Consider the following 24,229-nt stretch of genomic DNA (forward strand, 5'->3'; position numbering starts at 1 on the left):
TGGTATAAATTCCTTTGGCAATGAGAGGAAGCACGACCGAAGGATATCTATGCTTTGGCAAGTTCGTCCTGCAACAAACGAAGGCGTTCGCAAGCGCCGTCAATCGAAGCAAGATAGGTTTCGCTGAGTGCTGGGAGTTCCTGAACGCGGCCGGATGCGGCGGCCATCTCCATCTGAAGGCAAAGATTAGACACTCCCGTCAAACCAAGATTGGCGACACTGCCCTTGATCCGATGTGCCAACCGACCAACATCGGTCCATTTTTCGTCCGCGAGTAATCCACGCAGCTCGGGCTCGGTCTTGTGCAATTCGCCCACAAGAAGGTCCATGATTTCAATAGCGATCACCGGGCTGGTATTGCGCACGAGTTCATCAACCGTGCTTGCGTCATAGGCTGACACCGGCACGGTGGCCGTGGCGCCCCCGTCCACTTGTGAATCCTTTTCCTCCGCGAATTCTGCCTCTTCCTGATCTTCGATGCCGCCCCGCGCTGCAAGAGCAGCCGCGCGGCCTCCAAGATTTTCGGGAGACAACCAGTAAGCAAGGCATTGCCCAAGCTCCGACCAATGCACCGGTTTGCCGAGATAGTCGTCGAAGTCTTCTGAAATGAGAGTTTCCCGATCACCCGACATCACATGTGCCGTGACCGCAACGACTGGAACACCGGCCTTCCCGCCCGCCATGCTGCGGATAGCCTTGACTGCTTCGGTCCCAGTCATACGGGGCATGTTCACGTCCATAAGGACCAGATCGTAGTCGCGCACACGCACAGCTTCGACTGCTTCGTGTCCATCGCCGACGGTTTCAACGTTCAGGCCATAACGCTCGACCATGGATTTCAGGATGAGCTGGTTTGCCGGATTGTCTTCGGCAAGGAGCACGTTGCCGGTTAGGATTCCGATATCTTCCGGTCGCTCGTTGCCACGAACCAGTGGCCATTGCCGTGCCTGCACAGCCTCTGCGGAGGCCTGTTTCAGCGGCAATTCGACCCAGAACAGACTACCGCCGCCGGACGTGCTTTCAACACCGATGTCTCCGTCCATGATATCGACCAGGCGCCGGCATATTGCCAGACCGAGGCCGGTGCCGCCATCACGCCCGGTCGACCAGAATTCGTCGAACAGGTTCTTCTGCTCGCTTTCCGGAACGCCTTTTCCGGTATCCACAATCTCAAACCGCAGAACGACGGATGGCTCCGCAATGGCGATTTTTCGGCAGCGAACAGTAACACTGCCTTTATCTGTAAATTTGACTGCGTTGCCGGCGAGGTTGAAGAGAATCTGTTTCAGGCGATCGGGATCGGCGATCACTGCGGTCGGCAGATCCGGATCGAACTCCTCAGCCAGGGCCAGCCCTTTTTCCTCAGCCTTGGGACGGAGAACAGCGAGCACATCCCCGACAATCCGCGTCAGATCGATGGGAACCGGGTCCAGTTCCAGCCTCTCCGCCTCCATCTTGGAGAAATCCAGGATGTCATTGATCAGGCTGAGCAGGCTTTCGGCAGCACGCCGTCCGGTGGCAACGAACTGCTGGTTTTGTCTGTCGAGGGTAGCCTCGGATAGCAGACTCAAGGCGCCGATTACCCCGTTCAGCGGAGTCCGAATCTCGTGGCTCATGGTTGCAAGGAACCGGGATTTTGTCTCGTTTGCGATTTCCGCCTGCAGCCTTGAATCATCCAGCGCCTGCTGCTTCTCCTTCAACTCGGTGATATCGACACGGAAGCCGACACAACCGCCGTTGGGGGTTCGGCGCTCGACGATACGAAGCCAACGCCCGTCGTCCAGTCTTTGTTCAACCGGCTCGGATGGATTGCTGTGGGCCGCCATACGCTCAATGAGCCATTCATCCTCGCGTCCGACAGCATCTGGATACTGCCCATTTTCCAGCCCGTACCGCAGAACATCTTCAAAACGGCTACCGGTCTCAATGACCGGCGCCGAGGCTGCATAGAGTTCCTTGTAGCGAGAATTGAAAAGCGAGATTCGGTCTTCCGCATCGAAGATCACAAAGGCATCGGGCAAGGTATCGAGGGCTTCGGTCAACTGGCGCTGGACGATCTCGGCCTGCCTGCGTGCCTGCCTGAGCTCCTCTTCCCTCTCCTTGGTCTCGGTGATGTCCCGCTCGATGGCAATGAACCGGATAACGCTCCCTGCACTGTCATGGACCGGCTGAACGTCAATAGAGACCCAATAGGGCGTTCCGTTCCTGGAGTAATTGACCAGTTCCTCACTGAAGCCGCGGGCCTCCTTCAATGCCGCGCTAATACGCTCCACCGCCCGTGGGTCGGTTTTGTCACCCTGCAGGAGCATCCCTGGTTTCTTTCCGATGATTTCCTCGGGCGTATATCCACTTATTCTCTCGAATGCTTTGTTCACCCATTCGGTGATGCCATCCCGGTCCGTGATTACCACCGCGTTGTCGGTGCGGGACGCAACCAGTGAAAGCATTCGCTCGGTTTCTTCCGACTTTCGGCGCTCACCAATGTCCCGCAGGATCGCCGTGAAGATCTTCCGGCCACCAACATCAACCCGGCCAATTGACAGATCCAGCGGGAAAACAGTGCCATCTGCTCTGCGGCCTTCAACTTCCCGACCAATGCCTATGATCCGGCTTTCGCCGGTTTCCAGATGATTTCGAATATATCCGTCATGTCTGGAAGCATCGGACTCCGGCATCAAAACCTTAACGTTGCGGCCAATCAGCTCACCGCGCGGGTATCCGAATATCTGTTCGGTCGCGCCATTGACGGATTCTATGACCCCGTCCGCATCGATCGTGATGACTGCGTCCGCGGCATTTTCAAGCACGGCGTTCAAGCGCGCCATGCCTTCTTCGAGCTTCAACGCCGTTTCGGCGAGTTCCACATTTTTTCCGCGCTCCAGATCGGCCATACGGCCGAGTTCCGTCACCGCCTGACGGTCACGATAAAGGAGGAAGCAGACAAAACCGCTTAATCCGAGCAAACCGGTGACGACGAGAAAGAGAATGTTGGCAAAGCTCTCGTCGGCCTCTCCGGAGCTGCCGCTTGCAGCATCGACAGGGACGACCACCTCCTGTACGCCGCGAACGGCACCGACCGTCCAGTCTTTCTTTGGACTCTCGGGGTGTGAATTGTGGCAGTCGACACAGGACTGAGCCATCAGGACCGGGGTGAAATACCGGATAACATCGCGTTCACCGATCCGAGATTGGACCGCGACGCTCTTGACTTCGTGCTCTTCAAGCCGATCAAGCGCCTGACCCTCAACGTCATCCAATGCCCGGTCTTCCCGACCCGGAAAAGGATGGCGGCTAAAGAGAGTATAGTTCAACTGGGCTCCGCGTTCGCGCAGGAACCTGCTGAAGTCCATGGCCATGGTGAAAGGTAAAAGGGCTTTTCCGCCTTCGGCATCCGGACCGTGCGCAATATCACTCCCAGCCTCAATCGCGCGCGGCAGAACCCGCTCAGAGTAGTAAGAGCGAAAAGCGGAAATTCCCTGAGTGAGGTTCTCTGCAGTCCGCAAAGCCCCCATCTCTCGTTCCGATTTCTCGTGACGGTCGATCAATGTGTAAAGCGCTATGCCAAAAACGGCAGTGAACAGAATGAAGCTGGCAATAACCAGTGCCAGTGGCACCGAGCGCTTGGATTCCACGTTCAAGTTCTGACTTCCCCCGTCAAACCCGAGCCCGTCCAAAAGCCACCCTAGCGACGAGCGGGCAGCTTTTGAACAGATTCAACCCAGCGCTTTCTCACGCCGCTTTACTGGTGACACGATCTTCGGAGGCAATCACATCCGTCAACGTTTCCATAATGCTTTCGACAAGATCGGGGACCTCGCCTTCGACCATGACCCGGACAACAGGCTCGGTGCCTGACGGCCGCACGAGAATGCGCCCCTTGCCGGCAATCGCCCGTTGGGCTTCCGCCACAGCGGTCCTGACGGCTTCGCTCTGGACAATGGATCTGTCACGGCACTGAACGGCAACGAGATGTTGCGGTACCGGTTCAAACAAGCGGAGAACCTCGCTCGCCGGCCGACCGGTTTCGATCACTGCCGCTATTGCCTGCAAACCGGCAATGAGCCCGTCTCCGGTTGTTGCGATATCGCCGCAAAGCACATGGCCGGACTGCTCACCACCCAGGTTAAGCCCCTTTTCCCACATACATTCGGCGACATGCCGGTCACCGACCTGCGTACGATGAAGTTTCAGACCTTGCTCGCCGAGCCAGCGCTCAAGACCGAAATTAGACATGACAGTTGCTGCAATCCCGTTTCCTGTGAGACGGTCGGCGACCGACCAGCGCCGGGCAATACAGGCAAGGAGCTGGTCTCCGTCTGCAACACGTCCCATTTCGTCGACGAGCATGACGCGATCGGCATCCCCATCGAGTGCCAGCCCGATATCCGCCCGATATGTGCACACCGCTTCGGAGAGCGCCTGGGGTTCGACTGCGCCGCAGGTGTCATTGATATTCCTGCCGTTCGGACTGACATTGATTGCAATAACGTCGGCACCGAGTTCATAGAGAACGCTCTCGGCAACTTTGTAAGCTGCACCGTTGGCGGCATCCACGACGATCCTCATGCCGCGCAGGCTGAGTTCGCGAGGAAAGCTGGCCTTGACGAATTCGGCATAGCGACCGATTGCGTCTTCGACCCGCCGGGCCCGCCCGACACGCCCGGCATCCGCGAGCGTGATCTGGTCTGGCGACGCGACAAGTGCGGCAATCCGTTGCTCAACATTTCCGTTTACTTTGCGTCCGTCAGGACCGAACAGCTTGATACCGTTATCGTCGTATGGATTGTGCGATGCCGAGATCATTACTCCGAGGTCGGCCCGCATGGAGCGGGTTACCATCGCCACACCAGGGGTCGGCAGCGGCCCTGTCAGCACGATATCCATCCCGACCGACGCGAAACCGGCGGCCAGGGCGTTTTCGATCATGTAGCAGGACAGACGCGTATCCTTGCCTATAACGACAGAGTGGCGCTCGCCCGGTGAAGGTGGATGTAGGCTGCCGGCAGCCTGAGCAATACGGACAACAACATCGGGGCGCAGGTTTCCGGCATTTGCCTTGCCGCGCACTCCATCTGTTCCAAAGAGCGTATCAGTCATCTTGACCTCTTGTTCCGCGCGCTGCTGGCGCGCTTTTCCATCGGGTGGCGCGCGAAGATCGCGCGTTCCATTAGATCGAAGGCGAGTTGCGGCATTTCGGTGAACGCGAAGCCGGTTCCTTCCGATGTGATCCGCACAACGCGCGCAAAAATGTAAGCGAATGGGGATTCCGTAATCGGATCGAGGGACAACCGCGTGAGCACTCTATCGCCGACCTCCAGATTAGGAATCCTTTCGGCAAGCAGAAACCCTCCAAGGCTCCAGTTCGCCGCGAGAAAGGGCACGCGATCTATATCTATCCAGAGAGGGCGACAGGTCCGCCCGTTTGTACGCTTAAAGGAAGATGTGCGATGTCTGGCCATTGTTCTCTCCCCTCCCTACTGACCACGCCCGAACGCCATGACCATCACGGTCCGGCAAACGACCTTGGCTTCCATAGCCAGCCATGAAAACGGAGACCGCATTGCCAGCGCATAGCTGAAATCGTAAAGAATCTTCGACCTGACATCGTCGAGGGTCTCATCGTAACCCTGATTGACTTGCGCCCATCCGGTAATGCCCGGACGCAATCCCCAGGTACGCTCGATATAGAATGGGATTTCTTGCTCCAGCTTGCGGCAGAAGCTCGGCCGCTCCGGCCGAGGCCCCACGAGCGACATCTCGCCGCGCAGGACATTGATCAACTGCGGCAACTCGTCGAGCCGGGTCTTGCGCAGAAATTTTCCCACCCGCGTGATCCTGTTGTCATTCTTCGAGGCCCAGACAGCGCCTGAGCGACTCTCCGCATCGGTCCTCATGGAACGGAACTTGTTCATCTGGAACAACTCGGAGAACGTGTCTGTCGTGCGTCCCACGCGAAGCTGCTGGAACAGTACCGGCCCAGGACTTTCAATTCGGATAGCAAGGGCGATGAGGGGAAACAGCGGCAAGGTTGCTATCAGCAAACTGCCTGCCCCGACCACGTCAACCGAGCGCTTTGCGACCACCACAACCGGGTGAACAAACGGCTGCTGCTCAACATGGTCCTGGCTTGCGAGCGGTTCATAGGTATTGGTGATTTCAATCGACATGGGTATCACTCCTTAGGCCGGATTGCCGCCCCGATCAGGGGCTCTCAATAGTCCAAGAGCAAATGCCGCGCCAAGTGATGCCAAAGGAATAAATATATAAAAATCAGATAGTTGATAGAGTCCCATCCCGACAAACAATACCATTGTTGCAGAGACCAACATCGCAGAACGCAACAGGTGATGCGGAATGCGAACACGCCGTTGACTGAAAGCAAAGAAGAGGGTCAGGCGGACTGACTGCGCGACCAGGGTTGCCATGATCGTCCCCATGACACCGAAGGCCGGAATCAGAATCATGTATCCCGTGACGGCGACGACGGCAGAAAAGCCGTTGAGACACATCGGCAGAACCGTGGTCTTCCCTGCGTAGCAGCCCACATTGACCAAATTGGAGGTGGCGTGAAGCAGCGCAATCAGCGCCAGCCAAGGGACCAGAACGGCCGCCTCATGATAAGCGACCGGTGTCATCCAGGTGATCACATACGGCCCCAGAGCGGCGACACCGCCGACGACCATAACGCTGTAGACAAAGCCAATGCCGACGATGTCAGCGCTGTGGCGCCGTCCCTCCTCTGTCTCAAGCAGACTGAAGCGACGGGGGAACCACCACATCTCAAACGGCTGCATCGCAAGCGCTGCGATCAGCCCGAATTTCGCAGCCAGGCCGTAGAAGGCGAGATCCTCTACGGAAACATGTGCCGCAAGCACCCAGCGATCGAAGCTTCCCAGACAAAAACCGGCCATTCCGCTGGCAACCAGCGGCACGCCATATCCCAGCGCCAGCCTCGCGTGCTTCCGTTTGATACCGATCCCTGCTTCCCGGAATTGCAGGCTGACCAGGATCACAGTCACAATGCCATCAGCGATCAGGCCTCCGGCCAGCACTGCTGTAACACCCCCATCCGCGATCAGGAAAATAGCCACCAGCCCAGCCTGAACCGCAGCCTTCCCGATTGATACAGCCGCGAACAAGGCCGGCCGGTCCCTGTACCGGAGATAAGCTAGCGGGACCTGAATTGCGGCCGTGAGGGCAAGCGAAGCGAAAAGAATGCGCAGGTCTAGAAGCGCAACCGGGACCGGCGTCATACCAGCCATTGTGGGAGCCGCGAGTTGCCCCGCGATCCCGAGCAGCAACCCAATCGTCAGCGAGAAGCCAAGCAGGGTCGACGCCATGCCCTCCTCGCGGCCGAACCGAAAGAGTACATCCGCAAGCCCGAGTCCGAAGACGATCCCGGCAACGTCGGCGACGGATGCGAGAAGCTCGACCACACCATATTCGGCGGGACTGAGATGTCCCGTCACCAGCGGCAGCATCAAGAACGACACGCCTTTACCGAAAACAAGGGCGACCGCATAGAACGCGGCGCTCCGGACAGCCGGGTTACAGATCAGTGCTTTCATCAGGCCGCCCGCCCCAGACACGAGACAACCGCCGTCAGGTACTCCGCCTGACGGCGGGTCGTGAAATTGGTGATGACCCTCTGCCGTCCGGCCTGCCCCAGGCGATACCGCTCTTCCGGCGACCAGGAGACCGCGGTCCGGATCGCCGCCGTGAGCGCATCAAGATCGCGCGGCGGCACGAGAATGCCGCAACTCTCGTTAACGATTTCCTTAAGCCCCATGAATGTCGAAGCAATGACCGGCACTTCCATTGCCATTGCTTCCTTGGTGACCAGCGGACCGGTGTCGCGGCCTCCGTCCTCGCCCTCGAAGAATGGCGCAAGCAAGGCCGTGTATCGCCCGAGATTGGCTGTCAGCCATTCGGCGGGACGCGATCCGAGAAAGGTCACGCTGGCCGATAGCCCGAGGGCAGCGGTCTGTTCTTCCAGCTCGGCGCGCATTATCCCGTCGCCGACGATATCGAAGGCCGGGCGTTCGGACGGTGCGAGCCGCGACAGGGCACTCAACACATCCTGAACGCCTTTGCGCTCGATCAGACGCCCCACATATATCAACCTCGGCTCACCGGGGTTACCGTCGCTTTCCGGTCGTTTGAACCGGTCCACCTCGATCCCGCAGGCAATCGAGGCGACGATGGCGTCGCTGGCCAGGTTAAGGAAATGCGCGCGTGTGTCCTCGCACGTCGCGACCGCGAAATCGGCGTGCCTCAGCTTCGTATCCAGATCGGCCGGGGTCCCGAAGACATCCGTTCCATGTCCTACGAAGGAAACCGAAATACCGGCAAGACGTCCTGCCGCAATGGCATGTCCGGCTGCGCCCCAGGCGAAATGGGCATGAATGTGTTCGCAGTTCCGGCGATGCAGAACGGACGCGATCTTGGCCGCATTGAACAGAAGAGAACGGCCTGGAAGGCCGCGCTGTTCCGAGATGAATTCCCAGGCCCGGCCGATCCGGCTGCCTGAGCGCATCAGTTCCAACCCGGCGTCGAGCGAACCGATCTCGTCCAGATAGACCGTTTGCGTCGCCAGAGCTTCATCCGCCGGCTGGCTTTTCCCCTGCGGGCGCCGCATGGCGATGATCTCGACCGGATGGCCGAGCGCCGCAACGGCACGGATCTCGTTTCCAACAAAGGTTTCAGAGAGAACAGGGAACTCGTCGATCAGGAAAGCGATGCGCTTCATCCGGAAACCTCCTTGGCACGGTAGCTGCTGCTTACCCGGCAAGTCGCAACATGAATGCCAAGGATGAAAACCATGCCTCACGGAACCGAAACACCGCTCGTTACGATCGTCACACCGGCCCGCAATGCCGCAGAAGACCTGCCCGGGGCGCTGGAAAGCGTCCGTTCGCAAGGCATCGACAAGTTTCAGCATATTGTCGTGAATGACGGTTCGACCGACGGCACGGATGCGGTTTTGACCGATGCAAGCCGCAACGATTGTCGCATTATGCAATTGCACAGCGACGGCATTGGCCCGGCGGCGGCACGTAATCTCGCGATCAAACATGCCGAGGCGCCGCTCATCGCTTTTCTGGATGCGGACGACCGCTGGCGGCCCGGCAAACTGGCGCGGCAGGTTGCCTTTCACGAGACCCATTCAGACGTGCTGCTCAGCTTTACCGATTATGAGCACTTCACACCCGCCGGTCAGTCTCTCGGCCTCGCCTTCCCATTCTGGCCTCTCTACAAGGCGCTCCCCCAAACAGGGGCGGACTTCGGCCGGATCGAAAACTCCGCCCCGCTGATCTTTGCGGAGAACGCCGTAGGCACGTCCACGGTCGTCATCCGCAAGGATGCCTTTGAGGCGAGCGGCGGGTTCGACCCGGACCTCCGGTCCGCCTCGGACTGGGAGTTGTGGCTGCGGCTCGCGCTGCGCGGCCCGGCCGCCTACTCGACCGAACCTGCAATGGATTATCTCGTCATGCCCGGCTCGGTCACCAGCAACCGGGCACTTCGGATTTCCTGCATGAACAGCATCGTCGAGACCTACGAGCCGTTGATCGCGCCGATGGACCGGCACGCGGTTCGTGCAGCAAAGGCCAGAATCGATATAGCGCGCGCCGAGATGGCCCGCGAAACTGGAGATCATTCCCAGTCGCTGCGCTTTCATCTCCGCGCCTTGCGCGCCAATCCGACCCGCCGCACGGCACGCTCGGCCATTGCCGACATGCGCAATCTGCTGGTGGCCTGAACCATGTTTTTGAGCTCTCGGATAGGTCAGACACTGGCCGCTGTCGGGATCAGTTGCTTCGCAGGTGCAGCCTGGTATGCAACCAAAACCCCTCTGGCCGCGCTGGCTCTCGCACTGGCACCTTTCGCGGTTCTGGTCGTTTTCCGCTTTCCGGTCGCGATCATTGTCGGCTTCGTCGTGTTCTCACTGTTCAGGATTCACGAAGCCTATCCGATGCTCTATTCGCTGCGCATTCCGCAGCTCCTGGCGATGGGGGCACTGGCCACCCTCGGCTATCAGTTCGCGACGCGGCGCCTGACCCTGTTTCTGACCCCGGAACTGAAAGTCGCCCTCACGTTTTTCATACTGGTCTCTTTCGGCGTCATATTCGCGAGCAACTTCGGACTGGCGTTCGGCTTCTGGAACGGCACTTTCGTGAAGATCGCGATCATGGTCTTCGCCATTGCCTGGCTGGTCCAGAAACCGGGCGACCTCGCGCTTGCCAGCCGGGTGTTCGTCATAGCCGGCTTCCTGGTCGCTCTGGTCGCAATCCAGAACCGGCATAACGGGATCGGTCTTGTCGAAGGCACGCGCGTGACCATCGGCAGAAGCTTCGGCTCGATGCTCGGGGATCCGAACGACCTTGCACTGGTGCTTCTGTTTCCGGCCAGCTTCGCGGTCGCAATGATCCTGCGCCGAGGTCTCGGATTTCATGACCGTCTTATCGGCCTCGCCGGTCTGGCGACAGTCATCCTCGGGATCGTCTACACACAGAGCCGCGGCGGATTGCTCGGCTTGATGGCGGTCTGCGGCGTCTACGCCTGGAACCGGACAAAGAACAAGATGCTGCTGGTGTTGGCCGGAGGAGCCGCCGGTGCCGTTCTCTTCGTCCTGGCCGGTGTCGGAGACCGTTCGGTCGTTGCTGCGGCAGACGGTATCGACGAGTCCTCCATGGGACGTCTTTACGCCTGGGAGGCAGCGTTCCGGATGGCCCTCTCCAATCCCCTTTCCGGGGTCGGCCTCGACAATTTCTACGCCAACTATTTTTTCTATTCCTCGCACTGGGACGGCAAGAACCATGCTGTGCACAGCACCTGGTTCGGTGTCCTTGCTGAGTCAGGTTTCCTGGGTTTCGGCGTCTTTTGCACCATGGTCGGGGTGACCCTGCGCCGCGCCATAGTGAGCGAGAAGGAAGCGCGCCAGTGGCCAGCCCATCTCGACCGGGGCGTTGCCTGGACAGGTGCGACCCGGGAAGCATTGCTGGCGGGCCTTGCCGGGTTCTGTGTTTCGGGCACGTTCCTGACCCAGGGCTTCATCTGGCCCTTCTACATCATGCATGCCCTGATCGTTGCCGCAGACCGCATTTCGCCAGATCGCATCGGTATTCTCCCCGGCGTTGCAGGACGCAATGCAAGCTCCGATGCAGGTTGCGAATCTCCCGTCCTCGAAAATACAAAAATCAATAAAATTCAATGAGTTAACTTCTGGCACACCGCTTGCGGTGGTTGGACTGAACAATCTTTGGAGGATCCTATGTGCGGGATTATCGCTGGAGTAAACGGCAGCTTCATGGCCCACGCCCTGATCGACGGCCTGCGTAAGCTGGAATATCGTGGTTATGATTCCGCAGGCATCGCAGTGCTCGGCGAACGCATCAAAGTTCGACGCGCTGTCGGTCCAGTCGACCAGCTCGAGCTTCTGCTGCGCGACCGTCCTGCCGACGGCAGCATCGGGATCGCTCATACACGCTGGGCCACACATGGCAAGCCAAGTGAGATCAATGCCCATCCGCACGTCCATGACGGCATCGCTGTCGTGCAGAACGGGATCATCGAGAACCATCAGGAACTGCGACGCGAGCTGATTGCCGCCGGACACAGCTTCCTCTCCGAAACCGACACAGAAGTCATTCCACACTTGATCGTCGAGGAACTTGCCAGGTCGAGCGATCTCGTCAGCGCAATCCGGCGCGCCGCGGCGCGTATGCGCGGCCGATATTCGATCGCCGTGCTCGACAAAAGGGATCGCGACACCATCGTGACCCTGCACATGGGCAGCTCCCTTGTGATCGGGCGCGGAAACAACGGTGCCTGGGTCGCGTCCGACGATGTCGCCCTGACCGACCGCGTGACCGATATCGCGAGCATCGAGGAAGGCGACATCGCCATTCTGAAGCGCACCGAGATTACGATCCTGGACAAAAAAGGTACCGTTGTTGAGCGCGAATGGGCGCCTGTAGAAGAGAGCCAAAGCACAGCCGCCTCGACCGAATGGCCCGACCATACGCGCCGCGAAATCGACGAGCAGCCGACGGCTGTCGCCACAACACTGCGAAATCTCGCCAATCTCGACATTCCGGAATGTCTGGTGAATGCGGACCGTATCCAGATCGTCGCCTGCGGCTCGTCCTACTATGCCGGTATGCTGGCCCGGCGCTGGTTCGAGGAACTTGGCCATATCCGGGTCGATCTCGAAATCGCATCCGAATTATCCACGCGTCCGATGCTCGACACCGACAAGACGGCCGCCATCCTGATATCCCAGTCAGGCGAGACTGCGGACACCATCGCCGCCCTCGATCTTCTTGAAGCCAATAGCGTGCCGACCGTCGCGATCGTCAATGTCGCCCGCTCCCAGCTCGCACGGCGCGCCGACCATTTCTGGCCGACAAGCGCCGGACGGGAGATCGGGGTCGCGGCCACGAAGACCTTCGTCTCGCAATTCACCGCCCTTGCCCAGCTAGCCCTGCGCGTTGCCCGGTTAAAAGGCGAGGTATCGATCTCACGGGCCGTGGAACTGCAGGCCGAACTCTGCCGCCTTCCGTCATCAATCCGGAACATCTTCGGATGTGAAGCGCAGGCAGGTGATATCGCCTCCCGTATCAAGACGTCCGAAAGCTGTCTGTTCCTCGGCCGCGGCGCCGACTATGCGTCGGCCGCCGAGGGTGCCCTCAAGCTGAAAGAGCTTTCCTACATTCATGCCGAAGCCTATCCGGCGGGCGAACTCAAACACGGTCCTATCGCCGTCATCGCCGATGGATTGCCGGTAATCGCCTGTGCCAGCCGCGGCCCGACACTGGAAAAGACTCTATCCAACCTCGCCGAGGTAAAGGCCCGCGGTGCCTACACGGTCCTGATTACGGAACGGGGAGAACTCGAATGTGACGCTGCCGACGACGTCATTCGTGTGCCGCAAGCGAGCCCGTTCATTGCACCGATCCTGCATGTCGTCGCCATGCAGTTCCTCGCCTATCACACTTCCAGCCAACTCGGCCTCGACGTGGACAAGCCACGCAACCTGGCCAAGTCGGTCACGGTGGAGTGACGGACATGAGCGGTTTCAGGCACTGGGTGAAGGAACGCCGCCATCCCGTCGCGAAAGCGATCTACGGCATCGCCACGGCGCGGCGTCATCTCGAAGTTCCGGTTATTCCCGGCATTCACAAGGGTCTTTACCACCTGCATGGAAGCGTCGTGTCCGCATTCCGGGACTGCACCCGGATCTTCTACCGGACACCGATATTCAGGAGCCGCCTCGCGCGCTCCGGCCGCCAGCTCTATCTGGACGGCGCCGGTCTGCCCCTCGTGCTCGGACCGGTCGAAATCGAGATAGGCGACGACGTTCGCCTGTCCACCCAGGTCACGATCAGCGGCCGTACTCGGGCTACCCCCCGCCCGACACTCAGCGTTGGTCGCAATTGCGACATCGGCTGGCAGACGACGATTGCCGTCGGCAGCCGTGTCGTCATCGGCAACGATGTGCGGATCGCTGGTCGTGCCTTCCTCGCCGGTTATCCCGGCCATCCGCTCGACCCGCTCGCTCGGGCCGCAGGCGAGCCTGAAACCGAAGATCAGGTCGGCGACATCGTCCTTGAGAACGGTGTCTGGCTCGCAACCGGTGTCACTGTCAGTGCCGGCGTCCGCATCGGTGCCGGAACCGTCGTCGCCGCCGGAAGCGTGGTTACCCGAGACCTGCCGCCGGGCGTTCTCGCTGCAGGCGTTCCAGCCCGTCCCATTCGCCTTCTCGTGCCGCTCGCGGCAACGAACGAAGCTGCCTGAGGTCCGACATGTCCGTATTTCTCGAATCCGTCACCCTCGCCGCAACCGGCCTCGTCGCCTATCACCACGCGATCTACCCTGCTTTGCTGCGGGCGATCGCCCGGCGCGGCAACGAGCCCGCCAAGGTGCCCGGGCGCGACTTCCTCGCCACCATGGCGGACAGCGACCTGCCAAGCGTGACAGTTCTGGTCCCCGCCTTTAACGAGGAGAAGGCTATCGTTCAGAAGATCGCCAATATCCTCAGCCTGGATTATCCGGCGGACCGGCTCGAGTTGCGGATTATCTGCGACGGCTGCACCGACGAGACCTACGCGGAAGCCTCGCGCGCGGTCGAATTCGACGAACAGGCCCTGGGGCGCGTGACAGTCGTCAACTGCCTCGAGAACCGGGGCAAGACAGCCGTCCTGAACGAGCAGATCGAGCGCTGCGATACAGATCTGGTCGCGCTTACAGACACATCCTCAATTCTCGCCATCGACGCTCTTCTCCACGCCGCCCGGCATTTTGCCGACTGGCGGGTCGGCGTCGTGTCCGGGACCTACCAGTTGATGGAGCCTGGATCAGCCGGTGAAGCCGCCTACTGGCGCTTTCAGACCGCGATGAAAGCCGCGGAAGCGCGGATCGGCGGCCTGATCGGTGCCCATGGCGCCTTCTATGTAATCCGCCGCTCCAGCTTCCGGCCGATCCCTGCCGATACGATCAATGACGACTTCGTTATCCCGATGTGTATCGCGGCAAACGGTCTGCGCACCGTCTATGACCCGGAGGTCCTGACCTATGAGCTCGACGGCACATCTCTCTCGGTCGACCGTCAACGCCGCAAGCGCATTGGCGCCGGTAACATGCAGCAGGCTATCCGCCTCGTCGGCCTGCTCCATCCCCGGCATGGCGGCATGGCCTTCGCCTTCTTTTCCAGCAAGTTCCTGCGGGCTTTCATGCCCCTGATCCTGGTTCTCGCATGGCTCGGCTCACTTGCACTCGCCCCGACATCGCCGGTCTTCGCCGTACTCGCCGCCGGCCAGAGCGCGGGCTACCTGCTGGCCGCCCTAGTGCAGATTGCCCCCGGCCTGCCATGGGGGCGTGTTGGCCGCACCGTCCACTATCTGGTCCAGGCCCATGTCGCCAACGGCATCGGTGCTCTCGACTATCTTCGGAACCCGAAGCGCGGCCCCTGGCGCCGCATCGTCACCTGAGGAGATCCGCGCGATGGCCGCATTTTTCGCCACTCTGAAAAACGGTGACATTTCCACCGTCGCTTTCTCCGCAAACCGTGCGAGTGAAATACACCGCTTCGATGTCCCTTCAGGCCTTCTGATTGCCTGGGGCGACCCGGGAACGCCTGTCGACGCCACGGCGCTCTTCACGGCCCTGAGCGATGGCCGGGCTCCGGAACTCTGGGGCACCAGTGCCGTTCTGTTCGACCAGCTCCGGGGCAGGATCGTCGCCGCAACGGACGTCCTTGGCCTCTATCCCGTCTCGCTATTCCGTTCCGACAAGGAAATCGGTGCGGCAAGCGCGACCGCGACGATCCTCGAAAACCGTCCCGAACTGGCAAGCAGTGGCGATCCCGCCGCCGCGACCGAACTGTTGGGTCTCGGCCAGCTCCTCGGCAATCGAACCGTTTTTCCGATGGTTTACCAGTGTCGCCCAGGCGCTTTGGTTTGCCTGCAACCTGGTCACGCACCCGAGCAACTGAGCGAAACATGCCCGACACTCGGCGCCACGAGCAGCAGACCGCGACAAGCACTGGACGCATTGGTCAGCGCCGTCGACCGCTGCCTCCGGGCCTCCCCCGAGGCCATGATCCCGCTGTCGGGCGGGCTGGATTCCCGCCTCCTGCTCGCCTGTGCCCTCGCTTCCGGCCATCAGCCTGACACCTTCAGTTACGGCGCCCGGACGAGCTCCGACCGGCGCATCGCACTCGGTCTCGCCGGTGCCGCAGAATGCTGGCATTTCGAAGCCGACATCGAGGCCGAGCAGATTGCCCGTCACGCCGCCAGAGTCGGTTTGATCGGCGCCGGAGAGGTCGCCGTAAACCACGCCCATGGCCTTCTCGCCGCCGAGACGCTGACAGAGATCGCCGGACGGCCGTTGATCACCGGCACCGGCTCGGAAACCTATCGCTGCTTCTATTACGACCGTGGCGCACCGGGACTTGAGCTGCTCGGCTCGCCACTCGCACGCAAACATTTCGCACCGCGAGCGCTCCGGTATGTGATGGAACATATGTCCGGCGGGCGTCTGGAGGCACTTGCCACATCCGGAATGCCGGAGGGCCAAGAGGCCCTGGCCCGGCTGGAGCAGGAAGTCTCCTGCCTTCTGGAGCAGACGGACACACTCGCCACTGGTCTCGACCTCGCCTATCTGCGCCTTCGCGTTCCGCGTTTCGTTGTCGCGGGACAGCAGCTTCTGGACGATGTTCACCCCCGTTTCCATCCGTTCCTTGACCGCGATGTCGTTACAGCAATGTCGGGTTTGCCGGTTCATCGCCGTATGGCCGGCGGCTTCCATCGCTGGGCCATCAAGCGATTGGCTCCAGGGCTTGCCGCGATCGACTGGGACAAGACAGGGCGCCCCCTGTCGGAGGGCTTAACCCTTGCCGAGCGCTGGCCGGGACTGGCGGCTCGGGTCGGCGTATCGGCACGTTACGGAAAATCAGGCGCGCCTCTCACCGACTACTCAGCATGGGCCCGAGGCGCAGACGTATCTCTGCTCGCGGGACATGTGGCCGACTGGACCGGCATCGCCGGGCAAAACCGCACGTCCTTCGTCAACTGGGCGGCCGGTCTCGACCAGCTCCGAGCCACCGGCACGCTGTCCGCTCTGACCAGCATCGCGACTTCAGCCAGCGACAAACACTCGGAGGCAGCGTGAGATGAACCGCCCGCTCGTCATGTTCGGAGAAGACTGGGGAGGCCTTCCCAGCAGCAGTCAGCACCTTGCCAAACGCTTTGCCGCTGATCGCCCTGTCATCTGGGTCAACTCAATCGGCCTTCGGCGGCCGCGGCTGAATGCGAGCGACGCCGGGCGCGTCCTGCGCAAACTCCGGTCGATGGGACGCAGCAACCAGAAACCGGCCGCGGTCCCGGCAGCGCAGGACAAGCCGGATAACCTGACAATCATTCACCCCCGCGCCGTTTCCTGGCCCGGGAACCCGCTGGCGTCGGCCATCAATCGTGCCAGTCTCGGCGCCCAGATCCGGGCGGCGCTCATACAGCAGGACCTTGAAAGCCCCATTCTCTGGGCCTCGCTGCCGACCGCCGTCGACGTTGTCGGAACTCTCGGCGAGGCGGCAGTCGCCTATTACTGCTGCGATGATTTCTCCGGACTTGTCGGCGTCGACCACACGCCGGTCACACGAATGGAAAAGAAGCTCGCGCAGCAGTCCGACATTGTCTTCGTGACCAATGAGGCGCTGGAGAGAAAATTCGAGGGATCCCGGATCTCGGCTCTGCCGCACGGCGTCGATTTCGATCTTTTCGACCGTCCGGCGGACCGACCTGCCGACCTTCCCAACGGCAAAATTGCCCTGTTTTACGGCAGCATTTCGGACTGGCTCGATCAGGAACTGATGGCGCGCACGGCCGAAGCCCGGCCCGACTGGACTTTCGTCCTGATTGGCAAGGCCGATATTTCCCTGGACCGGCTCTCATCCGTCGCCAACATCCGCCTGCTTGGCCCGCGTCCACACCACGCCCTGCCGGGCTACGTCCAGCATGCGGATGTCGCCCTGCTGCCGTTTTTGGACACGCCGCAGATCCGCGCCTGCAACCCTCTGAAACTGCGCGAGTATCTCGCCAGCGGAACATCGGTGATCAGCACCGAATTCCGCAGCCTCGCCCCTTATAGAGATGCCGTCTCCGTCGTCGCCGACACAGCGGATTTCAGTGCTGCTCTCGACCGGATCGATAACAGTCCGGCGGCGCGGGCGGCCCGCAAACAACTTGTCGCATCCGAGACCTGGCACGCCCGTGCGGATCAGGCTCTTTCTGCGCTCGAAGGGATCGCGGCATGAAAAGCCTCATATTCGCCGTACTGATCGCGGCACTCCTGTCCGGCGGCGCCTGGTTCCACAACAATGCCGGCGCAACCGGTTACGACCTGCCGATTAACGCGCTTGCATCGGCTCCCAACGATGCCGAGATCGTGGTTACCGGCAAGAACGGCCTCGACGGACCGGCGGTCATCGTTCTGCGGATCGACGATGCGCAATCGACCGACTATTGGAGCCGGGTCAATCTTGAGCGCAAAGTACCGCCCGGATTGTTCACCTTTCGCGTTCCCATTGCCTCTTTGAAGACACCGCGCCGGCATCCCCTTGACCGGCAGACGCTGACACTCGCCAAGCTGTTCGCGTCCCCTTCCGATCAACGCGTCACCGTCGAGCATGCGACGGTCGAGATTCCCGTACCGGTACACGCTCCGGCAAGCGATGTGATCGCCCTCGATTTCGGTCCCGAAGACGGTGCGATCTTCCCCGGATTTGCAAAGGTCGCTCCCGGCGACCCGATGATGATCGGACGAAACCTGCACACCCGCGACCGCCCGGGCGGAGACGCATTGGTCGCCGACGGTATCGAGGGCATAGAACGCCTGGTTCTTAAGCACCGCCCCGGCGTCTGGCAGGTGACTCTCTGGACCGAGGATGTCGGCGAATGGGAGTACCTGCCCCATGCCCTCGAACGGCGTATCCGGATCAACGGCGAGACCGCATTCTACCGCCGGATGACCCATGCCGACTGGCGGCGCCAGATCTATCTTGAGGGCCGTGGTCACGAATGGCATCCGGGCAAAACCGCCTGGGACGGTTTCGGAGCACGGCGCGGCGGAAAAGTGACGCATGTGGTCGACAGCCCCGACGGCCAGATCAGCATCGAATTCGCCGGCTCCAATCTCTCGGCCACTTTCCTGTCCGGCCTTGTCCTTACATCTGTCGGTGATGCGCAGACTCTCAAAAACATCGAGGCGGAGCGCCGGAAACGGTTCGACGAGACCTGGCGTTTCAAGACGCCGGACATAGTGACTGAACCCGCGACGGACACCCTCAAACTCACCGGCGGCGGCACCGTCTTCGCCGCGCCGGGGACGCATGCACGGATCGAAATCACCGCACGCTCACCGCATGAAATCATCGACCCGGCCCCGTCTCTCGCCGCGCCCGAGCGCCTCGGAACATTTCTGCCGGGAACGCTTTTCGCAGGGCACTGGCGCCTGACCAGACCGGAAACGGCATCGACCCTGCTCGTCGCCGATGACCGTCACCTGCGCGGAGATGCCGCTAACCTTTCCATCCTTCCAGGACTGCCGAGGCGCTACACGGTGCTTGTTCCAGTGCCGAAAGCAACTCCTCCGGGCCTTTACAAAGGCAGCATCACCGTTGCTGGCCAAGCTTTGCCGATCTCCGTGGAGGTGCTCGATGTCACGCTTCCCGAAACAGACAAAACCATAGGCATCTATCTTGAAGACTTGCCGCTGCACCGCTGGTTCAAGACGTCCTCAACCGAAGCCCGGCTTTGCGATCTCTCCGCGCTGAAGTCTCTCGGCCTGACCGGCGTCGCACCTCCCATGACCTCACCAAAGACCGCAGAAACGCTTGAGACGATGATGCGGGATATCCAGACTGTCAGGCTCGCTGGGTTTTCGACTCCCCTACTCGGCTACACGCCCCTGAAACGTCTCCAGGGCACGAAAAACTGGACCGACCAGTTGCTGCGGGCGGAAACCGAACTCACCGGTAGAGGGGAGACCATCTACTGGTCGGCCGCGGATGAAGTTTCCAATGACGGTCACGACCTGGAAAAACTCAAAGCCTGGATCGGCAAGATCCGCAAGGCGGCACCGACAGCCCGCATCGCCGGTCACTTCAATGCCGAGCGTGATCAGGAAGTCGCCCCCCTGTTCGACCTCGCCCTGATAAATTCCGGCTATGGGCTCAATCCGGACACGATCGGCACACTGCGAGATCAGGGCACCAGGACCATGATCTATAATGTCGGCCAGACCCGATTGGCCGCCGGGACTTTCCTCTGGCGCAACGATCTAGATGGTTACCTGCAATGGCATGCCCGGATGCCCACCGCAGATCCGTTCGACCCGACAGATGGTCGCGAGGCCGACGTCCAGTGGCTCTATCCGACGCCGGAGGAATGCCCGCGCGTCCCCGATATCGACCGCGGTTTGCTGGATATGGCGGACGGCATTATCGATTTGCGCTGGCTTCTGTGGCTCGACCAGGAAGCGTCGCGAAATGCAACGGCTGTCGCACTTCGCAAGGTGATACATGACCGTATCTCCGGCGACTGGATGAAGGATAAGAGACTGATTCACATGGATTTATTCCACCTTCGGGAAAGCATTACAGCATTGGCACGGAACCTGCGGTTCTCGGACTGAGTTATCTCAGTTTGCATCCGGCACAAGCCGGACGAGGAGGTTCCAATGCAGAAGTTCCGTAACACCGCGAAAGCCTTTGCGTTGCTGGCCGTGCTGGCCACTGGCGCCTGTGCTCAGTCGCCATTCGATCTGATCGCACCGGCAGATCTGGCACTCATGAAAACCGACCGGGATATCGTCCCGTCCGACCCTCTTTCCGTCGAGGTCATGCTGGCCCGGGTACGTGGAGAATTCATGCCGCCGGCAGCCGAAACGGCCGGTCTCCCGCATGGTATGTCCGGAACCGATTTCGTGGCGGGTGCGGGATCTGACCTGTCCGACGATATCACGCTTGAGGAACTGCGGCGCCAGGTCGCATCCAGGGCGGTCGACACCTCCGTTCCGGGCTGCAAATGATCTCGATCCTGTCACTGCGGGACATCATTCTCAGGATCGCTTCTGCGGCCTGGCAACGACGCTATCTCATCGTCGTCCCAATCCTGTTAATGCCCCTTGTCGGTACCGCCATTGGCATTGTGACGCCGCGCTATTTCACGGCGAAAACAACGCTGCTCATTCAGGAGCCGACCAGTCACAACCCGTTTCTGCAGGATCTTGCAATATCAACGCGATTGAAGGATCGCATGGACGCTCTTGTGGAGCAGCTCCGGATCCGGAAATCGCTTCAGGAAGTGCTCTGGAATATCGGTTGGATCAACAAGGACACCCCGATGAGCCAGGTTGAGATGCTGACCGGAAGGCTCAACAGTAACCTGATGTTTCGCCTGACCGGCGGCGAAGTAGTCGAGATTACCTACCGCTCAAATGTGGCAAAGGGCATGGACAAGCTCCTGACCGAGGTCAGTCACCAATTCATCACCAGACTATTGGCCCCGGGCCAGACAGCCGTCGACGGCTCGGAAGAATTCTTGCGGGAACAGTTGCAATCCAAACGGTTGGAACTGGAAACACTGGAACGACAGCTCGCCGACTTCAAATCGGAACATGCTGATTCCCTTCCCGAGCTGCACACCCGCAACGTCGATCGCCTCGCTGAAGTCAGGCGCTTTCTCGCCGACAAGACCAGCCAGCTCGCAGGCGACCGTGCGAGTTTCGCGTCGATCAAGATGAAGCTCGTGGAGACCGACCCCGTCGTTGGCCAGCTGGACAAGGCGCTCGTCACCGCGCGCACGGAACTTTCGATCTTGAGGTCTCGCTATACGGACCAGCACAGCATGGTCAAGGCAATGCTCCGGCAAGTCGGTCAGCTCGAACATGAGCGCAGTGAAAGAGTCGCGCTTGGCCGCACCCTTCTGAACAACGATCCGGATCGTCTCTGGAACATGATTTCGTCCGGAGTTGCCGAGGGACAGGGGCTCGTTGTTTCTCAGTTGGAGCGATTGCAGGAAGCGAAAGATCAGATCGAGCGGCTCGGAAAAGAAATAGAGACCCTCGGTGAAGAAGAAGTCGTCCTGCGCGAGAGGGTCAATGCTTTCGGCATGGTCGAACAGACCCTGACGAGCCTGCAGCGCGATGTGACCGTTCTCCGGAAGATCGTGGCGCAACTCGCCGAGCGATTTGAAATGGCACAGGTAACGGGATCTCTCGGCCGCTTCGATTCCTCGGAAACCGTGAAGGTCGTTAACCCCCCATTGGTCCCCAAGGCCCGCACCGGCCTCCCGACCATATTTTACACCGTGATGGGCCTTGTCGCCGGTTTCGCCCTTGGAGTCGGTCTCGCCGTGGTCGTCGACATTTCGGACACGACTATTCGCACCATCGACCATGTGGAGCGCATCCCCGGATCAAAGGTTCTGACCCGGCTGCCTCGCGTCGCCGGCTATGGCCCCACTCAGCACACCAATCGCAGAAGCCGCCTTATGCGGTTCTTCAGACAGGAGGCAAAAGCATGAGCGATCATGTCGTCCAAATCGTCCAGCACCTGCGCCCAGGCGGTCTCGAATGTCTGGTTCTTGATCTGACGCGCCGGAGCCGAAGCCGGAGCACCATCATCTCCCTTGAGGGAACACGAGAAGAAGCCATCAATGCCTGGCCGCGGCTCAGAGAATTCTCGGATCGGATTCTGTTCATGGAGAAGCCGCCAGGTCTTGTGCCCCGCCTTGCTGTCTCTCTCGCTCGGACTCTGACGGCGATTGGCGCCGACGTGGTGCACACTCATCATGTAGGCCCCCTGATATATGGCGGAGCCGCAGCGCGTCTTGCCGGGATAGCCAAACTCATTCACACCGAGCATGACGCCTGGCATCTCGACGCGAGGCGGCGGCGTTTTATCGTCAGGACTGCAATGCGGGCCTTCCGACACCTGCTCGTGGCAGATGCGCCGAATGTCGCCGGACAGATGAACCTCCATCTCGGGTTCGAGAACATCATGGTGATTCCGAACGGTGTCGATACCAATCGCTTCACCCCCGGAAACAGCCGCATCGCACGCGCCAGCCTCAACCTGCCGCTGGGCGTTCCCATGTTCGGCATTGCCGCGCGCCTCGAACATGTAAAAGGCGTCGATATCCTAATCGACGCGATGACCGAATTTCCCGAGTTGCATCTGGCGATTGCCGGAGACGGCTCCGAGCGGGAATCCCTGATACGGCGCGTGGACGCCAACGGCATGGCCGGGAGGGTACACTTTCTTGGCAGGGTCGATGCCATGGAAGATTTCTATCGGGCCCTGGATCGATTCTGCCTGAGTTCGAGGGCCGAAGGCCTGCCCCTCTCCTTGCTTGAAGCACAGGCTTGCGGCATCCCGGTGATCGCAACAAATGTCGGGGGGGTACTCGACGCCATGGATCCCGGTTCCGGTTTCGTCGCCGCCAAGGCCGAGCCTGCCGCCGTGGTCAATGCCATATACGGGTCCCTCGCCCGAATTCAGGTCTCGAACCCAAGAGATTTCGTCATGGAACATTATTCGCTCGATCGCATGATGATCGACTATGAGGAGCTATGGCATGGAAACACGCCAAATCAGTCGTCCGACATGGCAACTGCTTGATTCAAGCGCTATTGGCGGTATTGAAACCCATGTCCTGGGGCTGGCTCAGGCGCAACGAGAGGCAGGCAGACAGACCAAGGTTGTTTTCCTGGCCGATCATGGCGTGCATCCATTGCGAGACCGGCTGGACCGAGCCGGCATTCCGTGGCGCTGCCTCCCGGGATCCATGAAGGATCTCGTGACGGCTATCGCGGAGGAGCAGCCGGCGCTGGTTCACACCCATGGGTACAAGGCCAACATCTTTGGCCGCATCGCCTGCCGGCGTACTGGAACACCTCTGGTCTCGACCTTTCACAATGGTGATACGGGTACCGGCAAAGTCCGGCTCTACACCCTGCTCGACAGGCTGAGTGCGCCGCTCGGTAAAGCTGTCGCGGTGAACCAGGATATTGCCGCCAGGATATTTGGCGGCGCTGAGGTGGTTCCGAACGGTGTCCGGGTTCCTGGGAAATGCCCTCCTCGACGCGGGCGCGAGATTGCCTTCGTTGGAAGGCTCTCGCACGAAAAAGGCCCCGATCTGCTCTGCGAGATTGCCCGCGGCCTGCCAGACCTCACCTTCAGCATCTATGGCGACGGTGCCATGAGCGGCTCGCTTGAAGCCATTGCGCCTGCAAACGTGACGTTTCACGGAGCGGTAGAGGACCTTGATCGCCGTTGGCCCGGCATCGGCCTGCTGGTGATGCCATCTCGTGCCGAAGGTCTGCCCATGGCTGCGCTCGAGGCCATGACGCAGGGTGTTCCGGTTGCCGCTTTCGATGTTGGAGCATTGCGTCAATTGACAGATGCGGGACGCGGCTGGTGTGCACCACCCGAAGATACAGGCGCATTGCGTGATGCTATCCGCACCTGGTCCCATCTCGAAGACGGGGAACGGGACACCATTGGCGAGCAATGCTGGGAGTATGTCCGGCACGAATGCTCCGCGGATCGTCTTGTTCAGCGCCTGGAGGCTGTCTACCGCCTGGCGGCCGCCTGATACATCATTTGAATAACCAGCCGCAAAAAAGCCGGCCTCACTCGCTGAGGCCGGCTTTCCCTGTTCGGAAGAAT

At 60.5% G+C, this 24,229-nt stretch carries 17 protein-coding genes; 12 read left to right on the plus strand and 5 right to left on the minus strand.

Annotation, left to right across the window (positions count from 1 at the left end):
• Positions 1-47: 47 nt before the first annotated feature.
• From K328_RS0104955 to K328_RS0104980, 5 genes are all read right to left on the minus strand, one after another.
• Positions 48-3,632 (minus strand): PAS domain S-box protein, encoded by a 3,585-nt coding sequence (locus K328_RS0104955; protein WP_245577457.1) that lies wholly within the window; start codon positions 3,630-3,632, stop codon positions 48-50.
• Between the two features lie 97 nt (positions 3,633-3,729).
• Positions 3,730-5,097, minus strand: a complete 1,368-nt coding sequence (gene glmM / locus K328_RS0104960; RefSeq protein WP_028465026.1) for a phosphoglucosamine mutase — start codon at positions 5,095-5,097, stop codon at positions 3,730-3,732.
• 377 nt (positions 5,098-5,474) lie between these two features.
• On the minus strand, positions 5,475-6,167 hold the full coding sequence (locus K328_RS0104970; protein ID WP_084608097.1) for a sugar transferase: 693 nt from the start codon (positions 6,165-6,167) through the stop codon (positions 5,475-5,477).
• A gap of 12 nt (positions 6,168-6,179) precedes the next feature.
• Positions 6,180-7,568 (minus strand): lipopolysaccharide biosynthesis protein, encoded by a 1,389-nt coding sequence (locus K328_RS0104975; RefSeq protein ID WP_156901174.1) that lies wholly within the window; start codon positions 7,566-7,568, stop codon positions 6,180-6,182.
• The gene (locus tag K328_RS0104980; protein ID WP_028465030.1) at positions 7,568-8,749 is read right to left on the minus strand and encodes a glycosyltransferase; all 1,182 of its coding nucleotides are present in this window, start codon (positions 8,747-8,749) and stop codon (positions 7,568-7,570) included. Before K328_RS0104980 ends, K328_RS0104975 begins: the two co-directional genes overlap by 1 nt.
• Before the next feature lie 72 nt (positions 8,750-8,821).
• On the opposite strand from K328_RS0104980, the gene K328_RS22610 reads away from it, so the two are divergent.
• Genes K328_RS22610 through K328_RS0105040 form a run of 12 tightly spaced genes read left to right on the plus strand, consistent with a single transcriptional unit; the run spans position 8,822 to position 24,155 of the window.
• The gene (locus K328_RS22610) at positions 8,822-9,760 is read left to right on the plus strand and encodes a glycosyltransferase family 2 protein (protein WP_169721172.1); all 939 of its coding nucleotides are present in this window, start codon (positions 8,822-8,824) and stop codon (positions 9,758-9,760) included.
• 3 nt (positions 9,761-9,763) lie between these two features.
• A complete protein-coding gene (locus tag K328_RS22615) occupies positions 9,764-11,215 on the plus strand; it encodes an O-antigen ligase family protein (RefSeq protein WP_051284506.1) in 1,452 nt (483 codons plus the stop codon).
• A 57-nt stretch (positions 11,216-11,272) separates the two neighbouring features.
• Positions 11,273-13,063, plus strand: coding sequence for a glutamine--fructose-6-phosphate transaminase (isomerizing) (gene glmS / locus K328_RS0104995; RefSeq protein WP_028465031.1), 1,791 nt, complete (start codon positions 11,273-11,275; stop codon positions 13,061-13,063).
• 5 nt (positions 13,064-13,068) lie between these two features.
• On the plus strand, positions 13,069-13,797 hold the full coding sequence (locus tag K328_RS27075; protein ID WP_036553156.1) for an acyltransferase: 729 nt from the start codon (positions 13,069-13,071) through the stop codon (positions 13,795-13,797).
• Positions 13,798-13,805: 8 nt separating this feature from the next.
• Positions 13,806-14,990, plus strand: a complete 1,185-nt coding sequence (locus K328_RS0105005) for a glycosyltransferase family 2 protein (RefSeq protein ID WP_028465033.1) — start codon at positions 13,806-13,808, stop codon at positions 14,988-14,990.
• Between the two features lie 13 nt (positions 14,991-15,003).
• Positions 15,004-16,671, plus strand: coding sequence for an asparagine synthase-related protein (locus K328_RS0105010; RefSeq protein WP_028465034.1), 1,668 nt, complete (start codon positions 15,004-15,006; stop codon positions 16,669-16,671).
• Position 16,672: 1 nt separating this feature from the next.
• Positions 16,673-17,812, plus strand: coding sequence for a glycosyltransferase (locus K328_RS0105015; protein WP_028465035.1), 1,140 nt, complete (start codon positions 16,673-16,675; stop codon positions 17,810-17,812).
• Complete coding sequence (locus K328_RS0105020) at positions 17,809-20,190, plus strand: hypothetical protein (RefSeq protein WP_028465036.1); 2,382 nt, start codon at positions 17,809-17,811, stop codon at positions 20,188-20,190. Before K328_RS0105015 ends, K328_RS0105020 begins: the two co-directional genes overlap by 4 nt.
• A gap of 45 nt (positions 20,191-20,235) precedes the next feature.
• The gene (locus K328_RS0105025; protein WP_028465037.1) at positions 20,236-20,586 is read left to right on the plus strand and encodes a hypothetical protein; all 351 of its coding nucleotides are present in this window, start codon (positions 20,236-20,238) and stop codon (positions 20,584-20,586) included.
• On the plus strand, positions 20,583-22,082 hold the full coding sequence (locus tag K328_RS22620; RefSeq protein WP_051284508.1) for a GumC family protein: 1,500 nt from the start codon (positions 20,583-20,585) through the stop codon (positions 22,080-22,082). Before K328_RS0105025 ends, K328_RS22620 begins: the two co-directional genes overlap by 4 nt.
• Positions 22,079-23,179 (plus strand): glycosyltransferase, encoded by a 1,101-nt coding sequence (locus tag K328_RS22625; RefSeq protein ID WP_051284510.1) that lies wholly within the window; start codon positions 22,079-22,081, stop codon positions 23,177-23,179. The genes K328_RS22620 and K328_RS22625 overlap by 4 nt, the downstream gene beginning before the upstream one ends.
• Positions 23,136-24,155 carry a glycosyltransferase family 4 protein gene (locus K328_RS0105040; RefSeq protein WP_036553158.1) on the plus strand — a complete coding sequence of 340 codons (1,020 nt, stop codon included), beginning with the start codon at positions 23,136-23,138 and terminating at the stop codon, positions 24,153-24,155. Before K328_RS22625 ends, K328_RS0105040 begins: the two co-directional genes overlap by 44 nt.
• Positions 24,156-24,229 lie beyond the last annotated feature (74 nt).

This window comes from Nisaea denitrificans DSM 18348, assembly GCF_000426505.1.
Classification (GTDB): domain Bacteria; phylum Pseudomonadota; class Alphaproteobacteria; order Thalassobaculales; family Thalassobaculaceae; genus Nisaea; species Nisaea denitrificans.